Consider the following 16,278-nt stretch of genomic DNA (forward strand, 5'->3'; position numbering starts at 1 on the left):
GTTATAAATTATTTTTTTTTGGATTTCCGTAATTCGGAAAAGTAAAATTAGATAATTGCCATGATGTCTTCTTCACGCATCATTAAGTAATCTGTTCCTTCTAATTTCAATTCTGAACCAGAGTACTTTCCGTAAAGTACAGTGTCTCCAATTTTTACAGTAAGTGGTTCATCTTTTTTACCTGTGCCTATAGCAACAACGGTACCTTTGTGTTGTTTCTCTTGAGCTGAATCTGGAATAAATAATCCTGATGCTGTTTGAGTTTCTGCAGGAAGTGGTTCTACTAAAACGCGGTCTGCAAGTGGTCTGATGTTTACTTTACTCATTTTATTATATGATTTTAATTAGTTTATATTTATGTGTAAACAACATTCGAAAATTGTGCCAATTCGCAGGGTATGACAAACTTTCAGTAACAAAAAATGCCAACTGTAAAAGTTGGCATTTTAATATTATAAATATGAGTTGTTTTGTTTACTCTGCAGCGTCTTCCGTTGGGTCAACAGGTAGCGTATTTGCTGGTGCAGCAGCTGGTAAAGGTTGTGCTGTAGATTCTGTATCTAAAGCTTTAGACTCTAAAGTTCCAGTTCCTCTGTTAATTGCTACATTAGATAGTAAAATTAATACTAACATTAATCCTGCTAATGTCCATGTGCTCTTATCTAAAAAGTCAGTAGTTTTCTTAACACCACCAATTTGTTGAGAACCACCTCCTCCAAAAGAAGAAGATAATCCACCTCCTTTAGGGTTTTGTACCATAATTACTACGATTAATAAAAATGCTACTACTACGATTAGGACTAAAAATATTGTAAACGTACTCATTAGGATTTCTTATTTTGTTCTTGTATTTGTTTTATTGCTTTAATTCGGTCTGCAAAGAAACCACTTTTTTCTGGATATTTCAAACTTAATATATTATAAGATTGAATTGCCTTTTTGTAGTTTTTTTGTTCTACATAAATTCGTGCTAAAGTCTCTGTCATCAGTGATTCAGGCTGTAAGACATGAGACTCTGCTAGATTTTGAGTGACTCCCGAAGATTTTTTAGGGTCTATTTTAGGGTTGCTCGAAATAAATTTATCAATTATAGCAAATCTTTTAGACTGTTCTGGAGATGGATTATTTGCCGATTTCTTTTCTTTTTTAGGTTTTGTAACCTCTGTTTTGGAGGCTGATGGCGCAGGAGCTGTGCGGTCTACGGGAGTGAACGATGTAAGTTTTAACCATTCGTTAAACGAATGCGTTTCATTTGTGTTAAAATCTAGAGGTTTGCCTAGTTCTAAAACAGCTTCAGGAGCAGAGGTAACAGCTGTAGTTTCTTCTGTTTCTTTAGTAGTGGCTTCCGTATTTATAATTTCGTCATCCTCTTTATTAGAAAGTTCGACTTCTTCAGTAGGTTCTTCCGAAAAATGTACAAGTTTAGCAGGTGCTATTTTAGGCTGAAATAATTCGGGGTCAAGCACGCCTTCTGTTTCATCGATGTGTTGCGTAAGTATATCATCTATCGATGTTTTTTTGTTTACCGAAATATCTTCAACATCTACCTCTATATCTTTTAAGTGTGATGTGTTTTGCTTTATAAATCGAGAGATTTCGTTCTGAGTAAATGCTTTCGAAGTAATAAAATCGAATAAAATACTACGGTCTGTAGTGTAAGCCGCTGTTATTTTTAGTTCTTGATTATATTTAAAACTGCCATTTGTTTTTAAAGCTTTTAAGTATAAGGCTCGAGCTGGTTGAAAATACGGAAACTCATCTAATACATTTTGCAACGCTTCGGCTTGAGTAGGTTGCAACGCTTCTGGATATTGTAAAATATGTGTAAACTCGGTATGTGTCATTGTTACCATTGTGCTAAAGCTGCATTGAAAATATCTTGCGTTAATCGCTCGAAAATTTCGTCTATAGCTGTTACTTTTTGTGAACCAACAAGTTGAGCGGTACCTGCATAATCGTAGAAGAATGAAAAACGTTTTTCGAATTCAGATTCTTCATCTTGTTTATTGTAAAAACGGACGTTTACAGAAATGGTTAATCTGTTTTGTGCCGCAGTATTTTCGGCAGTTGCTGTGGTTGGCGAAATACGATATTCTGTAATTTCTCCTTCAAAAACTAAATCGCCATTAGATTTTACAAGTGATAAGTTTGTTTGATTTAACAGCAAATCTGTTAATGCATTCGTGAAATCTAAATCTAAACCAGGTTCAATTAAAATAGAGTTATTCTGAAAATAATTAACCTGAAATGTCTTTGTATTAGGATTAACCTTAGCACCAGTAAAAGAATAAGCACCACAAGCAGTAACACTTATTGCTACTAAAAATATAAGAACATAATGTTTTAAAGTCATAATCTATAAGTCGTACTGTTTAATTTTTCTGTATAAGGTGCGTTCACTTATGCCTAATTCGGCCGCTGCTAATTTGCGTTTTCCTTGGTGACGTTCCAGCGATTTCTTTATGAGTTCTAGTTCCTTGTCTTGTAAAGATAAGGTTTCTTCTTCCTGAATTTCTTCAGCAAAATGATATTTGTCTAATAGAGTATTAGACGGGGCGACCAAACTCGTGGTCTTTGGTTCTGCGATAGATAGGATTTCTAAATCTTCTTCGGTTTCATCGTATTCTGCATCCGATTCATCGCCGTAAATTTTTTGAATTAGACTTTCATTATTTTTCTGAACATCTTTATCGTTCCCGTTCTTCATTAATTCGGCAGTCAGTTTTTTTAGATCATTAAGATCTGCTTTCATGTCGAATAATACTTTATAAAGAATCTCACGTTCACTACTAAAATCTGATTCTGATTTTGTGTTGGAAATTACAGCCGGTAAATTAGAAGTTGCATTTGGCAAATACCCACGAATAGTTTGTCCGTTAATTGTTCTGTTTTCTTCTAAAACAGAAATTTGTTCGGCTACGTTTCTTAACTGACGAATATTACCATTCCATCTAAATTTCAGTAATTCAAGGGTGGCATCATCGGTTAATTTTATGGTCGGCATTTTATATTTTAAAGCAAAATCGCTCGCAAATTTTCTAAATAATAAGTGAATATCATCTTGGCGATCACGTAAAGGAGGTAGATGTATTTCTATGGTACTTAAACGGTAGTATAAATCTTCTCTAAATTTCCCTTTATTAATAGCTTCAAACATATTTACGTTTGTAGCCGCTACAATACGCACGTTAGTTTTTTGAACTTGGCTTGAACCTACTTTAATAAATTCACCATTTTCTAATACACGCAGTAAACGCACTTGAGTTGTTAATGGTAATTCTCCAACTTCATCTAAAAAAATTGTTCCTCCATCGGCAACTTCAAAATAACCAGAACGCGTTTGTGTCGCTCCTGTAAAAGCACCTTTTTCATGCCCAAAAAGCTCACTGTCTATAGTCCCTTCAGGGATAGCTCCACAGTTTACTGCAATATATTTGCCGTGTTTTCTGTGTGATAACTGATGTATAATTTTAGGAACACTTTCTTTACCAACACCACTTTCTCCAGTTACTAAAACAGAAATATCTGTGGGGGCAACTTGAATGGCTTTTTCTATGGCACGATTTAGTTTTTGGTCGTTACCAATAATTCCGAAACGTTGTTTTATGGCTTGAACTGATTCCATACTGTAATTTGGTTTTTTAAATCTTAGTTTTTAGGTTGTAGTTAAAAAAAGCGTTGTTATTGATTAGAAAGTCCAAGTCCTTCACCTATTAGTGTAGCACTTGTACAGTCTGTAATTTTAACGGTAACAAAATCTCCAATTTTAAAATCGCCTTTAGGAAAAACAGCAACAATATTTTGTGATGTTCGTCCCGACCATTGTTGTTCAGATTTTTTAGATTCTCTTTCAATCAATACTTCAACCACGGTATTTACATACGCTTTTGTTCGGAATTCGCTGTGTTTACGTTGTAATTGTACCACATCGTCTAAGCGTCTTTTCTTAACTTCTAACGGAATATCGTCTTCCATCTTTCTTTCTGCCATGGTTCCAGGACGTTCAGAATAATAAAACATATACCCGAAATTATATTTTACAAATTCCATTAGACTTAAAGTGTCTTGGTGGTCTTGCTCAGTTTCTGTTGGAAAACCGGTAATCATATCCTGGCTAATAGAACATTCTGGAAGGATACGACGGATGTTGTTTATTAACTCGAAATACTCTTCGCGTGTATGTAAACGATTCATTTCTTTAAGAATACGGTTACTTCCGCTTTGTACAGGTAAATGTATGTGCTTACAAATGTTTTTGTACTTCGCCATAGTTTCAACAACATCAAGCGTTAAGTCTTGAGGATTAGACGTTGAAAAACGAATACGCATTTTAGGTTGCTCTTTAGCACATAATTCTAGAAGCTTTGCAAAATTTACTGCTGTCGCTTTTTGCATGTCTGTGGCCTTTTCAAAATCTTTTTTAAGTCCGCCACCATACCATAAATAGCTATCTACATTCTGACCTAAAAGGGTGATTTCTTTAAAACCACGACTCCATAAATCGTTAATTTCTTCAAGTATACTTTGTGGCTCACGACTACGCTCACGACCACGAGTAAATGGTACAACGCAGAATGTGCACATATTGTCGCAACCTCTAGTAATCGACACAAAAGCAGTTACACCATTACTATTTAAACGCACCGGAGAAATGTCTCCATAAGTTTCTTCTTTAGAAAGAATCACATTTATCGCATCTCGACCATCTTCAACTTCGGCTAAAAGATTTGGTAAATCTTTATAAGCATCGGGACCAACAACTAAGTCTACAATTTTTTCTTCTTCTAAGAATTTACTTTTAAGACGTTCGGCCATACAGCCCAACACGCCAACTTTCATTCCTGGATTAATACGTTTTACGGCATTATATTTTTCTAAACGTTTACGTACCGTTTGTTCTGCTTTATCACGAATAGAGCAGGTGTTTACTAATACTAAATCGGCTTCTTCTAATTTTTGTGTGGTATTATAACCTTGGTTATGTAAAATCGAGGCTACGATTTCACTATCGCTAAAATTCATAGAACAGCCGTAGCTTTCTATAAATAGTTTGCGTGAATTTTCTGTTTTTTGTTCTAATACAAGGGATTCTCCTTGTTTACTTTCATCAATTGTCTTCTCCATAAGTCTCCTGAAAATAATTATCAGTCATTAAGTTTGCAAATATACAATTATAAATATGTTTCTGACAAAGTGGCAGTTTAATTTTTCTTGTATTTGTGTTAAAAAATACGTCCTTTATCTGCAAATTAAAACGAGTAGATATGTTTTTATCAGAATTTAATCAAAAAGTAAATCAAGCGAAACCTTTAGATTTCGGAGTTATATTTAGTCAAGCTATAGAACTTTTTAAGAAAGTTTGGGTACAAGGATTAATTACAGTCTTGATATCTATTGTGGGAATTCTTCCTTTATATGGTATTATATACATCCCTTTATTAATGGTAGGCGTAGATCCAGAATTAATGGCTAGTAATGACGAACTTAATGTTCCATTCTTAATACTTGGTGCTTTATTTTTTATTGCATTTATAATTTTAGCCTCAGCTTTTAGTATTGCTTTAATGGCTGCTTTTTATAGAATTTGTAAGCAAAGAGATTTAGAGGAATCGGTGAAAGATGATTATTTCTATTATTTTAAAAAGGCGTATTTCATGAAGTTAATTAAGTTATCTGTAGTGGGTATTGCAATTAGTCTACTGGCGAGTATCTTGTTTTTATTGCCCTTATTTTATGTTATGGTTCCAATGTCTTTTTTAACGGTTATTTTTGCTTTCAATCCAGAAGCACGCGTTACAGATATTGTTAAGGCAAGTTTTAAATTAGGACATAAAAAATGGTTAATTACGTTTGGTTTAATGTTAATCTGCGGAATTCTTGCCGAAATGGTGGGGCTGATATTATGCTTTGTTGGTTTGTTTGCTACAGTATCTTTTGCATACTTACCTTTATATATAATTTATAAGGAAGTAATTGGCTTCGAGAATTCCGAAGACGAAACTGTTTCTATAGAAAGACATTAATTATTCTTATAAAATTAATAATTATACTGAAGATATTTCGATTTAAAATCGATGTTTTTTACCTTTCATCGTAGGGATTGCTCATAAAATTAGGATGATGTTGCTTTTTTGATATACATTTGTAGCACCAAAAAAATAAAAATGGCGAAGAATTTAGTAATAGTGGAGTCACCTGCAAAGGCGAAAACGATCGAGAAATTTTTAGGTAAAGATTATAAAGTAGAGTCTAGTTTTGGGCATATTGCCGATTTACCATCTAAGGAATTAGGTGTAGATGTAGAAGGTGATTTTAGTCCGAAATACGAAGTCTCCTCCGATAAAAAAGCAGTTGTTAAAAAGCTTAGAGATTTATCTAAGAAAGCCGAAATGGTTTGGCTAGCAAGTGATGAGGATCGCGAGGGTGAGGCTATTGCTTGGCATTTAGCCGAGACTTTAAAATTAGATAAAGCCAAAACAAAACGTATTGTATTTCACGAGATTACTAAAACAGCTATTCAAAAAGCAATTGAAAATCCGCGTGGTATAGATTATAATTTAGTCGATGCGCAACAAGCACGTCGCGTATTAGATAGAATTGTAGGTTACGAATTATCTCCAGTTTTATGGCGTAAAGTAAAAGGTGGTTTATCTGCCGGTCGTGTACAGTCGGTTTCTGTGAGATTAATTGTAGAACGTGAACGCGAAATTCAAGAATTTAATGCCGAAGCCTCTTATAGAATAGATGCCGAATTTTCTAATGAAGCCGGACAAACTTTTAAAGCGAAGTTGCCTAAAACCTTTGCTACAAAAGAAGAAGCTTTTAAATTTTTAGAAAGCAATGCTTCAGCAGATTTCAAAGTTAAAGATTTAGAGAAAAAACCAGCTAAAAAATCGCCTGCTGCACCTTTTACAACATCAACACTTCAACAAGAAGCAGCACGTAAATTATATTTTTCAGTAAGTAAAACCATGACTATGGCACAACGTTTATACGAAGCCGGTCTTATTACTTATATGAGAACAGATAGTGTAAATTTATCCGACGAAGCAAGAAAAGGAGCGAAAGCCGAAATTGAAAATGCCTACGGAACCAAGTACGCTAAAGAACGTAACTATAAAGGAAAAGCAAAAGGGGCACAAGAAGCTCACGAAGCTATTCGTCCTACAGATTTTGCTTTACATTCTGTAGATATTGATCGTGATCAAGCCCGTTTATACGAACTGATTTGGAAACGTGCTATCGCATCGCAAATGAGTGAAGCGTTATTAGAACGTACCAATGTTAAAATATCGGCTTCAACACATAAAGAAATTTTTTCAGCAAATGGAGAAGTTATTACTTTCGATGGATTTTTAAAGGTCTATTTAGAAGGTAACGACGACGAAGATTCTGAACAAGAAGGAATGTTACCTGCTATGAAGGTTAACGAAACCCTTTTAAACGAGTTTATTACAGCTACCGAACGCTATACAAGACCACCTTATAGATATACAGAAGCTTCTTTAGTAAAGAAATTAGAGGAACTAGGTATTGGTCGTCCGTCTACGTATGCACCAACTATTTCAACAATTCAGAATAGAAATTATGTTGAAAAAGGAACAATTGAAGGTGTAGAGCGCGAGTATACTCAAATCACTTTAAAAGCAGGACAAGTAAAAGATAAGTTACTTACAGAAAAAGTAGGGTCAGATAAAGGAAAGTTAGTTCCAACAGATATTGGAATGATTGTAACCGACTTTTTAGTGAACCATTTTGAAAGTATTTTAGATTATAACTTTACAGCAAAAGTTGAAGAAGATTTCGATGATATTGCTGAAGGCAAAGAGAATTGGACTAAAATGATGAAGGAATTTTATACAAAATTTCATCCTCATGTAAAAGATGTTCAAGAAAATGCCGATCGCGAATCTGGAGAACGTATTTTAGGTACCGATCCTAAAACGGGACGTCAAGTTAGTGTGCGTTTAGGGAAATTCGGACCAATGGCTCAAATAGGAGCTGCCGAAGAAGAAGATAAAATATTTGCAAGTTTATCTCCAGACCAACAATTAAACACCATTACGTTTGAAGATGCATTAGATCTATTTAAACTTCCTAAAGATTTAGGGACTTACGAAGGTCTTCCTGTTGTTGTTAATAACGGACGTTTTGGACCATACGTTAAATTTGGAGAGGCTTATGTGTCTTTACCAAAAGGAATAGATGCTTTAAGTGTAGAGTTAGACGATGCTATTGTTTTAATTAAAGAGAAACAAGAAGCAGATGCTCCTATATATATGTACGACGGTTTGCCTGTACAAAAAGGTAAAGGCCGTTTCGGACCATTTATTAAATGGAACAATATGTTTATTAATGTGAATAAAAAATATGATTGGGATAATTTGTCCGACGATGATATTGTAACATTAATAAAAGAAAAAATTCAGAAAGAGATTGATAAAGTCGTTCACAACTGGGAAGAAGAAGGAATTCGTGTAGAGAAAGCACGTTGGGGAAGACACAATGTAATTCAAGGAAAAATTAAAGTTGAATTAGACAAAACTGTAGACGCTACTAAAATCACCTTAGAGAAAGCCATGGCTTTAATCGAGGCGAAAAAGCCAAAGCGTAAAACTGCTGCTAAAAAGAAAGCACCAGCAAAAAAGGCGACTGCAAAGAAAACTACAGCCAAAAAGGCAACCACTGCTAAAAAGAAATAATAATGCCCGACCTTAATTTTCTGGCTCCAGTACCCGAAGTTGTTTTGGCTCATAACGAGTTATTGTCGCCACAAGCCTTCGGACAAAAATTAAAAATACATTCTAAACAAAGCGGTATGCCAGACCTTCAGGGTGTGGATATCGCCATTGTTGGTGTTTTAGAAAATCGAAACGATAGTAACTATATCGGAGAAGATTTCAACTTAAACGAAATTCGTAGCGCTTTATATAAACTATTTCCAGGAAGCTGGAGTACGAGTATCGCCGATTTAGGAGATATATATAAAGGAGAAACTGTAGAGGATACATACTTTGCATTAAAAGAAACAGTTTCAGAATTAGTAAAATTAAAAATTATTCCAGTGGTTCTTGGCGGAAGTCAGGATCTTACTTATCCCATGTATCGTGCATTCGATAGTCTTATTCCAATGGTTAATATTGTGAATGTAGATAGTAAATTCGATTTAGGAGATTTAACCCAACCTATTAAAAGTGATAGTTTTGTGGGGAAGATTGTTCTAGAAGAGCCTTATAATCTCTTTAATTACGCTACCATAGGGTATCAAACCTATTTTAATTCGCAAGAACAGATAGATTTGATGGAAACATTATACTTTGAGGCTTATCGATTAGGACAAGTGTCTAACGATATTACTCTAGTAGAGCCGGTTATGCGAGACGCTAATATAGTCTCTGTAGATTTAGGTGCCATGAAAGCTTCAGAAGTCAGTTTAAGCCAAAAAGTCTCTCCCAACGGTTTAGATGGAAAAGAAATATGTGCCATAACACGTTACGCAGGAATAAGTAATAAAGTAAGTGCTTTAGGGATTTTTGAATATAAAAGCTCCCAAGACGATGAAATTACTTCTGTTTTAATCTCCCAAATGATTTGGTACTTTATAGAAGGTGTTAATAATAGAGTAGATGATAGCGACTTTAAAGACGAACATATCTATCAAAAATTTATAACTCTAGTTGATTCTCAGGAACTTGTTTTTTATAAAAGTATAAAAACAGGACGTTGGTGGATCGAGATTCCTTTTTTAAATGAAATCAATAATAAATTAAAAAGACATACGTTATTACCATGTATGCATCAAGATTATTTGGATGCCTGTAACAATCAAGTTCCTGAAAGATGGTTTAAGGCATATCAGAAAAATTGCGTTTAAAGGTCCAAAATATTGGATGAAATTAGTCGAAATTACCGTTTCGGTCGTTTAAATGCTTTTTTTTACGATAAAATGCACATCTTTTCCCTTTAAAAATTGCTTATTAGAAAATATATAAATATGTTTACACTTTCAAAATTTAGGCACTAACTATAACCTTAAGTTTTCTATGGATATGAAAAAAATACTATTATTAACAATTGTGGTAACGGTCTTGTTTAGTTGTGGTTCAAGCGACAGAGGAGAACTTACCGGAGTGAGAGGAAAAAAATGGCACCCAGAAAAGCCATACGGAATGGCATTAGTTCCTGGTGGGTCTTTTATTATGGGTAAAGCTGATGACGATTTAGCGAGTATTCAAGACGCACCGTCTAAAACAGTTACTGTTCGTGCATTCTATATGGACGAAACAGAAATTACAAACAGCGAGTACAGACAGTTTGTAAATTGGGTACGTGATTCTATTATTAGAACAAAATTAGCAGTATTAGCTGATGAAGTTGGAATTACACCTGAAGATGGAGGTATTGGTGAGTATGCATTTACAGATGCAGATACTGCTAGTATGACCGTTTACGAAAAGTATATGCTAGATAATTATAGCGGAATGGGACCAACAGGGCACGAAGGCCGTAAATTAAATAAGAACGTAGATCTTATTTATGAAGAGTCTGAATACCCAGATGAATATTACGCTGAAGTGATGGACACTATGCATATTCCATTAGAGGAGTCTTATAATGGACAACGTACTTGGGATGTAAATAAATTCAAGTTCCAATTCTCTTACCTAGACATTCAAAAAGCCGCTAAAGACAGAACTTTAAAGCGTAGCGATGTTGTAATGCAAGAAGAAATTATGGTATATCCAGATACAACAGCTTGGATTAGAGATTTTGCATACTCTTATAATGAGCCAATGCATAACGATTATTTCTGGCATGATGCTTATGGAGAATACCCAGTAGTAGGTGTAAGTTGGAAACAAGCAAATGCATTTTGCCAATGGAGAACTTTATACAAAAATTCATATCAAAAAGATAAAAACAGACAACTTGTAAACTCATTCAGATTACCATCTGAAGCAGAGTGGGAGTATGCTGCCCGTGGTGGTTTACAAGCTGCAACATTCCCTTGGGGAGGACCTTATGCTAAAGACGATAGAGGTTGTTTCTTAGCAAACTTTAAACCTTTAAGAGGAGATTACGCAGCAGATGAAGCTTTATATACTGTAGAGGCTAAGTCTTACGAACCTAACGATTACAACTTATATAACATGGCTGGAAATGTAGCAGAATGGGTATATTCTTCTTACGATCCTGCCTCTTACGAGTATTCTTCAACTATTAACCCAAGTGTTAACGATAACGAAAACCAACGTAAAGTAGTTAGAGGTGGTTCTTGGAAAGATGTTGCATATTTCTTACAAGTAAGTTCAAGAGATTACGAGTATGCCGATTCAGCAAGAAGCTACATTGGTTTTAGAACTGTTCAAGATTACATGGGAACAGACATTACTCGTGGTGGAAAATAATTAATTAGAACCCAATATATTAACCTATTATTAATCAACCTTTTTAGAAAAAAAGCTTAAAAATCAAAATTATGGCACAATCAAAAGCATTCAAGAAATTTATTAATATGTCCTATGGTTTAGGAGCATCAGTAGTAATTATCGGAGCATTATTTAAAATTACACATTTTGAATTAGGTCCTTTAACTGGTAACGTGATGTTAACCATTGGTCTTGTAGCGGAAGCAATTATTTTCGCAATATCTGCATTCGAACCTGTAGACAACGAGTTAGATTGGTCTTTAGTATACCCAGAATTAGCTGGTGGTGTAGCAACTGTTAAAGGTAAAAAAGAAGAACCTAAAGATGCAGATGGTTTATTATCTAAGAAATTAGACAACTTATTAAAAGACGCTAAAATTGATGCTCAATTAATGTCAAGTTTAGGTGCTAGTATTAAAAACTTCGAAGGAGCAGCAAAAGGGATTGGCCCAGCTGTAGATTCTATTGCTTCTACAAAAAAATACGGTGAAGAAATGTCTATTGCCGCTGCACAAATGGAGTCTTTAAATAGCCTTTACAAAGTACAGTTAGAGAGCGCAAGCCGTCAAGCTTCAATCAACAAGGAATCTGTTGAAAATGCTCAAAAATTAAAAGAACAAATGGAATCTTTAGCATCTAACTTATCATCTTTAAATGGTGTATACGGTGGAATGCTTACTGCAATGAATAAAAAATAATTACTAATTAGAATATAAAGTTCTATAACTAATAACTTAAATAACTAATTAGAAATGGCAGGAGGAAATTTATCTGCAAGGCAGAAAATGATAAACTTGATGTATTTAATCTTCATTGCGATGTTAGCTTTGAATATGTCAAAAGAGGTGCTTTCAGCATTTGGATTAATGAACGAAAAATTAGTAGACTCTAATCAAGCAGCTACTAGTAGAAACCAAGCATTACTGACTAGTTTAGCAGTAAAGGCCGAAGAACAACCTGAAAAATTTAAACCGTTAAAAGATAAAGCAACTCAATTAGGTGTTTTAGCAGATGATTTTAACTCATACTTAGAAGGTTTAAAAGGGAAAATGCTAGAAAAATCTGAAGATCCTACAGATTACGAAACTATGGATAAAGCAGATTTCTTAGATAATTATTTCTTTAAAGGAGATGGTTATAAAGAAGGTGGAGAAGAATTTTTAAACGAAATTACTACCTTTAGAGAAGGTGTAGTAGCGTTATTAAAATCTGATCCAAAATTAGCTCCAGCAGCAGAAAGTGTAGAAAAAGAATTTAGTACAGCTCCTGTTACAAACAGAGATGGGAAAGAAGTTGCATGGTTAGATTATAACTACCAAGGATTTCCTTTAGTTGCTTCTTTAACTAAAATTACTCAATTACAATCAGATGTTAAGACAACTGCTTCAGATGTGTTAAACAGAATGTTATCTGGGTCTTTAGCTGCAGAAGCGTCTATGACAAACTATACAACGTTATTAGAAACTACAAAATCAGCATACTTTAATGGTGAAACTTTTGATGGTAACATTGTATTAGGACGTAAAGATGGATCTACTAAACCAAACAAAGTTGAATTAACTTTAGATGGAAGACCATTAACAACAGATCAGTATACTGTAGAAGATGGTAAAGTAAAATTAAAATTTGGTACAGGAAGTGCTGGAGAACATGTTATTGAAGGGAAATTAACATTCTTACAAGATGGTGAGTCTGTAGAAGTTCCTGTAAAATCTACATTCGCTACAATTCCAATGCCAAATGCAGCTACTATTTCAGCAGATAAAATGAATGTAGTTTATCGTGGTGTTGCTAACCCAATGACTATTTCTTTCGCAGGTATTGCAGACAATAAAGTTAATGCAAGCGCACCTGGTTTAAAGAAAGGTTCTGGAGTTGGTAAATATGTAATGAATCCAGGTTCTGGAAGAGAAGTTACTATTAACGTAACAGGTACTTTACCTGACGGTAAACCAGTATCTGATAAAGCAACATTCAGAATTAAAGATATTCCAAGTCCAACAGGAACAATTCGTGGAGAAGATGGCAATGTTTCTATGCAACGTAACAGTTTAGAAATTGCTACTATTGGTGCGAAGTTAGACGATTTCGATTTCGATTTACCTTTAAGTGTAACATCGTTTAAAATTAAAATCCCTGGACAACCAACTATTACAGTAGGAGGAACTAAACTTAATAGTAAAGCTGCAGCTGCTTTACGTAAAGCAAGACGTGGTGATGCTGTAACAATTTTCGATATTAAAGCTCAAATTAGCGGAAATTCATCGTACAAATTGAAAAAAGTATCTCCAATTTTAATCGAGCTTTCTAACTAATTAAAATTTTAAGCATCTCGAAATAAAGATATGCACAACATTTTAAATTTATAGACAATGAATTATAAAAGTTTTTTATTAACCCTAAGTTTCATCTTGGTTGCTTCTGCTTCTTTCGCTCAAGCAAACATATTAAATGCAAAAAGTCCTGATGAAATTGGAGAGAGAACTGATGCTCAAAAAGCATTAGATAATGATAAACCATTAGAATATGGTTATGTAGACGATCGTGACTTATTGTTTTCTAAGATGGTTTGGGAAAAAGTTGTGTTAGACGAGCGTGTAAACTTTCCGTTATATTATCCAGTAGATACTAATAACATTGGTAGTAACAGACGTTCGCTTTATGATGTGCTTTTAAGAAGTATTAAAAAAGGTGAAATCAAAAATATTTACGACGATTCTTATTTTACAACAAAAAGAACCTTAGGAGATATTCAAGATGCCTTAGCTCTAGTAGATACAACAGATATTGGTTTCGAGCAATATAATGCTGAAGGTACTGTTGATGCACAATACATTAGAAAAAGAGAAATCTCTGCCTACGATATTACTGAATATTGGATTAAAGGATTATGGTATTTCGATAAGCGTCAGTCTGAGTTAAAATACCGTTTATTAGGTATTGCTCCGGTAGCTCCAGATGTTAACTTCATCGATTCAGATACTCCAGAATTAATTCCATTATTTTGGGTATTCTATCCAGATGCACGTCAGGTGTTACATGAAGCTAAAGCCTTTAATGGTAGTAATAGCGCCGTGCCATTTTCTTTCGATCATATCTTAAACTCTAGACGTTTTAATGGATATATCTTTAAAGAAGAGAATGTATTTGGAGATCGTAAGGTTGAAGAATATATCGCTGATAATGCTTTAATGCAATTATTAGAATCTGATAGAATTAAAGAAAATATTAGAAACTTTGAATTAGATATGTGGTCTTACTAACATCACAACATCTTATCTTATAAAAAAGGCTCGCAATTTGCGAGCCTTTTTTGTTTACTCATATTTTAAACACTGTATCTTTGCAGCATGAAAGAAGTAGATTATTTAATTGTAGGATGTGGGTTTGCAGGCGTGTCTTTTATAGAAGAAGCAAAAGCTAATAATAAATCGGTTTTGGTTTTCGATGATCAATCGCAACGATCGTCAACTGTAGCTGGAGGTATGTATAATCCTGTTGTTTTAAAACGATTTACTGCAGTTTGGAAAAGTCAGGAGCAATTAGACTTAGCATTGCCATTTTACAAAAATCTAGAGGCTAAATTAGGTGTTAATTTAGATTATAAGCTTCCTGTTTATAGACGTTTTGTATCCTCAGAAGAACAAAACAATTGGTTCGCAGCTTCCGATAAACCTAATGTAGGCGAATTTATTTCTACTAAACTAATTAAGAATACAAACCAAGCCATTGCTGCCGATTTTGGTTATGGCGAAGTTTTACAAACAGGTCGAATAGATTCAGCTTTACTGATGTCGTCTTATAGAGCCTATTTAAAATTGAACGATGAGTTGAATGAAAGTAGCTTTCAGTATAACGATTTAGAAGCTACAGACACTGGATATATCTATCACGATGTTAAAGCTAAACATGTGGTTTTTGCTGAAGGTTTCGGACTAAAACAAAATCCGTTTTTTAATTATTTACCTTTACATGGCTCTAAAGGCGAATTACTTATAATCCATGCGCCTGAATTAAAAATGGAATACTTATTAAAATCTAGCGTATTTGTAATGCCATTGGGCGACGATTTATATAAAGTAGGTGCAACTTACGAAAGAGAAGATAAAACCAATGCCATTACTGAAGCGGGAAAAAATCAGTTATTAACTAAGTTAAAAACATTTTTAAACTGCGATTTTACTATTGTAGATCAGGTAGCAGGTATTCGTCCTACTGTAAAAGATAGAAGACCTTTGGTAGGAGAACATCCAAAACATAAAAATATGTACATATTAAATGGTTTAGGTTCACGCGGCGTTATAATAGGGCCTTACGTATCTAAGGCGCTATTTAATAGTATTGAAAATAATGGAGATTTGGATCCTGTTATAGATATTAAAAGATACCAAGACGCCTAATGCTCTTGTTTCTTTACTAAGTCTTTGTTATAGCTCATAAACATATTTATCCAAATATTTCGAGACCAACGCATAATTATAGGAGTAAAAATAATTAGTGTACATACAATAGCAATAAAGGCTGTTATAAGTCCGGATCCTAAAAATAAATGGCTAATAACAAAAGCTGCAACCGCAAAAGCTATTCCTACCGCATAACTTACGTACATTGCGCCATAAAAGAAAGACGGTTCTATTTTATATTTAGTATTACAATGCGAACAATGTTCGTGCATTTTTAAAGTGTCCTTAAGTACATACGGATTTTTATTCACGTACATAGATTCTTGATGACATTTAGGGCAAGCGCCAGTGAAAATACTATATAGTTTCGAACCTTTTGAAAACATTTTATTTAATGTATTTTTGCAATCAATTTTAAAACACAAACTTAAGATTTTATCACCTAA

The 16,278-nt window shown here is 34.1% G+C and carries 15 protein-coding genes; 8 read left to right on the top strand and 7 right to left on the bottom strand.

All coding sequences use genetic code 11. The features are described 5' to 3' along the window. Positions 1-47 precede the first annotated feature (47 nt). The 6 genes from BN863_RS02175 to miaB all read right to left on the bottom strand — a co-directional run bounded on the left by BN863_RS02175 (position 48) and on the right by miaB (position 5,124). Entirely contained in the window at positions 48-326 is a 279-nt protein-coding gene (locus tag BN863_RS02175) for a co-chaperone GroES (RefSeq protein WP_038526936.1), read from the bottom strand. A 148-nt stretch (positions 327-474) separates the two neighbouring features. Further along, a complete protein-coding gene (gene secG, locus BN863_RS02180) occupies positions 475-825 on the bottom strand; it encodes a preprotein translocase subunit SecG (protein WP_038526939.1) in 351 nt (116 codons plus the stop codon). Then, complete coding sequence (locus BN863_RS02185) at positions 825-1,844, bottom strand: hypothetical protein (protein WP_038533043.1); 1,020 nt, start codon at positions 1,842-1,844, stop codon at positions 825-827. Before BN863_RS02185 ends, secG begins: the two co-directional genes overlap by 1 nt. A gap of 2 nt (positions 1,845-1,846) precedes the next feature. Next, complete coding sequence (locus BN863_RS02190; protein WP_038526941.1) at positions 1,847-2,353, bottom strand: LptE family protein; 507 nt, start codon at positions 2,351-2,353, stop codon at positions 1,847-1,849. A 3-nt stretch (positions 2,354-2,356) separates the two neighbouring features. Continuing rightward, positions 2,357-3,625, bottom strand: coding sequence for a sigma 54-interacting transcriptional regulator (locus BN863_RS02195; protein ID WP_038526944.1), 1,269 nt, complete (start codon positions 3,623-3,625; stop codon positions 2,357-2,359). Positions 3,626-3,681: 56 nt separating this feature from the next. After that, positions 3,682-5,124 carry a tRNA (N6-isopentenyl adenosine(37)-C2)-methylthiotransferase MiaB gene (gene miaB / locus BN863_RS02200; RefSeq protein WP_038526947.1) on the bottom strand — a complete coding sequence of 481 codons (1,443 nt, stop codon included), beginning with the start codon at positions 5,122-5,124 and terminating at the stop codon, positions 3,682-3,684. Positions 5,125-5,264: 140 nt separating this feature from the next. On the opposite strand from miaB, the gene BN863_RS02205 reads away from it, so the two are divergent. The 8 genes from BN863_RS02205 to BN863_RS02240 all read left to right on the top strand — a co-directional run bounded on the left by BN863_RS02205 (position 5,265) and on the right by BN863_RS02240 (position 15,829). Then, positions 5,265-6,023, top strand: coding sequence for a hypothetical protein (locus BN863_RS02205; RefSeq protein WP_038526950.1), 759 nt, complete (start codon positions 5,265-5,267; stop codon positions 6,021-6,023). A 141-nt stretch (positions 6,024-6,164) separates the two neighbouring features. Next, positions 6,165-8,702, top strand: coding sequence for a type I DNA topoisomerase (gene topA / locus BN863_RS02210; RefSeq protein WP_038526951.1), 2,538 nt, complete (start codon positions 6,165-6,167; stop codon positions 8,700-8,702). Positions 8,703-8,704: 2 nt separating this feature from the next. Then, positions 8,705-9,874, top strand: a complete 1,170-nt coding sequence (locus BN863_RS02215; RefSeq protein ID WP_038526954.1) for a formimidoylglutamase — start codon at positions 8,705-8,707, stop codon at positions 9,872-9,874. A 175-nt stretch (positions 9,875-10,049) separates the two neighbouring features. Then, the gene (gene porK, locus BN863_RS02220; protein WP_051774928.1) at positions 10,050-11,408 is read left to right on the top strand and encodes a T9SS ring complex lipoprotein PorK/GldK; all 1,359 of its coding nucleotides are present in this window, start codon (positions 10,050-10,052) and stop codon (positions 11,406-11,408) included. A gap of 71 nt (positions 11,409-11,479) precedes the next feature. Continuing rightward, positions 11,480-12,127: a type IX secretion system motor protein PorL/GldL gene (gene porL / locus BN863_RS02225; protein ID WP_038526959.1), complete on the top strand. Its 648-nt coding sequence runs from the start codon at positions 11,480-11,482 to the stop codon at positions 12,125-12,127. A 54-nt stretch (positions 12,128-12,181) separates the two neighbouring features. Further along, on the top strand, positions 12,182-13,744 hold the full coding sequence (porM, locus tag BN863_RS02230; RefSeq protein ID WP_038526962.1) for a type IX secretion system motor protein PorM/GldM: 1,563 nt from the start codon (positions 12,182-12,184) through the stop codon (positions 13,742-13,744). Positions 13,745-13,801: 57 nt separating this feature from the next. Next, positions 13,802-14,692, top strand: a complete 891-nt coding sequence (porN, locus tag BN863_RS02235; protein ID WP_038526965.1) for a type IX secretion system ring subunit PorN/GldN — start codon at positions 13,802-13,804, stop codon at positions 14,690-14,692. Between the two features lie 87 nt (positions 14,693-14,779). Continuing rightward, positions 14,780-15,829: an NAD(P)/FAD-dependent oxidoreductase gene (locus BN863_RS02240; protein ID WP_038526967.1), complete on the top strand. Its 1,050-nt coding sequence runs from the start codon at positions 14,780-14,782 to the stop codon at positions 15,827-15,829. Here BN863_RS02240 and BN863_RS02245 read toward each other — a convergent pair. After that, positions 15,826-16,218: a DUF983 domain-containing protein gene (locus tag BN863_RS02245; protein WP_038526970.1), complete on the bottom strand. Its 393-nt coding sequence runs from the start codon at positions 16,216-16,218 to the stop codon at positions 15,826-15,828. The two genes, BN863_RS02240 and BN863_RS02245, sit on opposite strands and share 4 nt — an antisense overlap. Between the last annotated feature and the right edge of the window lie 60 nt (positions 16,219-16,278).

This window comes from Formosa agariphila KMM 3901 (assembly GCF_000723205.1).
Classification (GTDB): Bacteria; Bacteroidota; Bacteroidia; order Flavobacteriales; family Flavobacteriaceae; genus Formosa; species Formosa agariphila.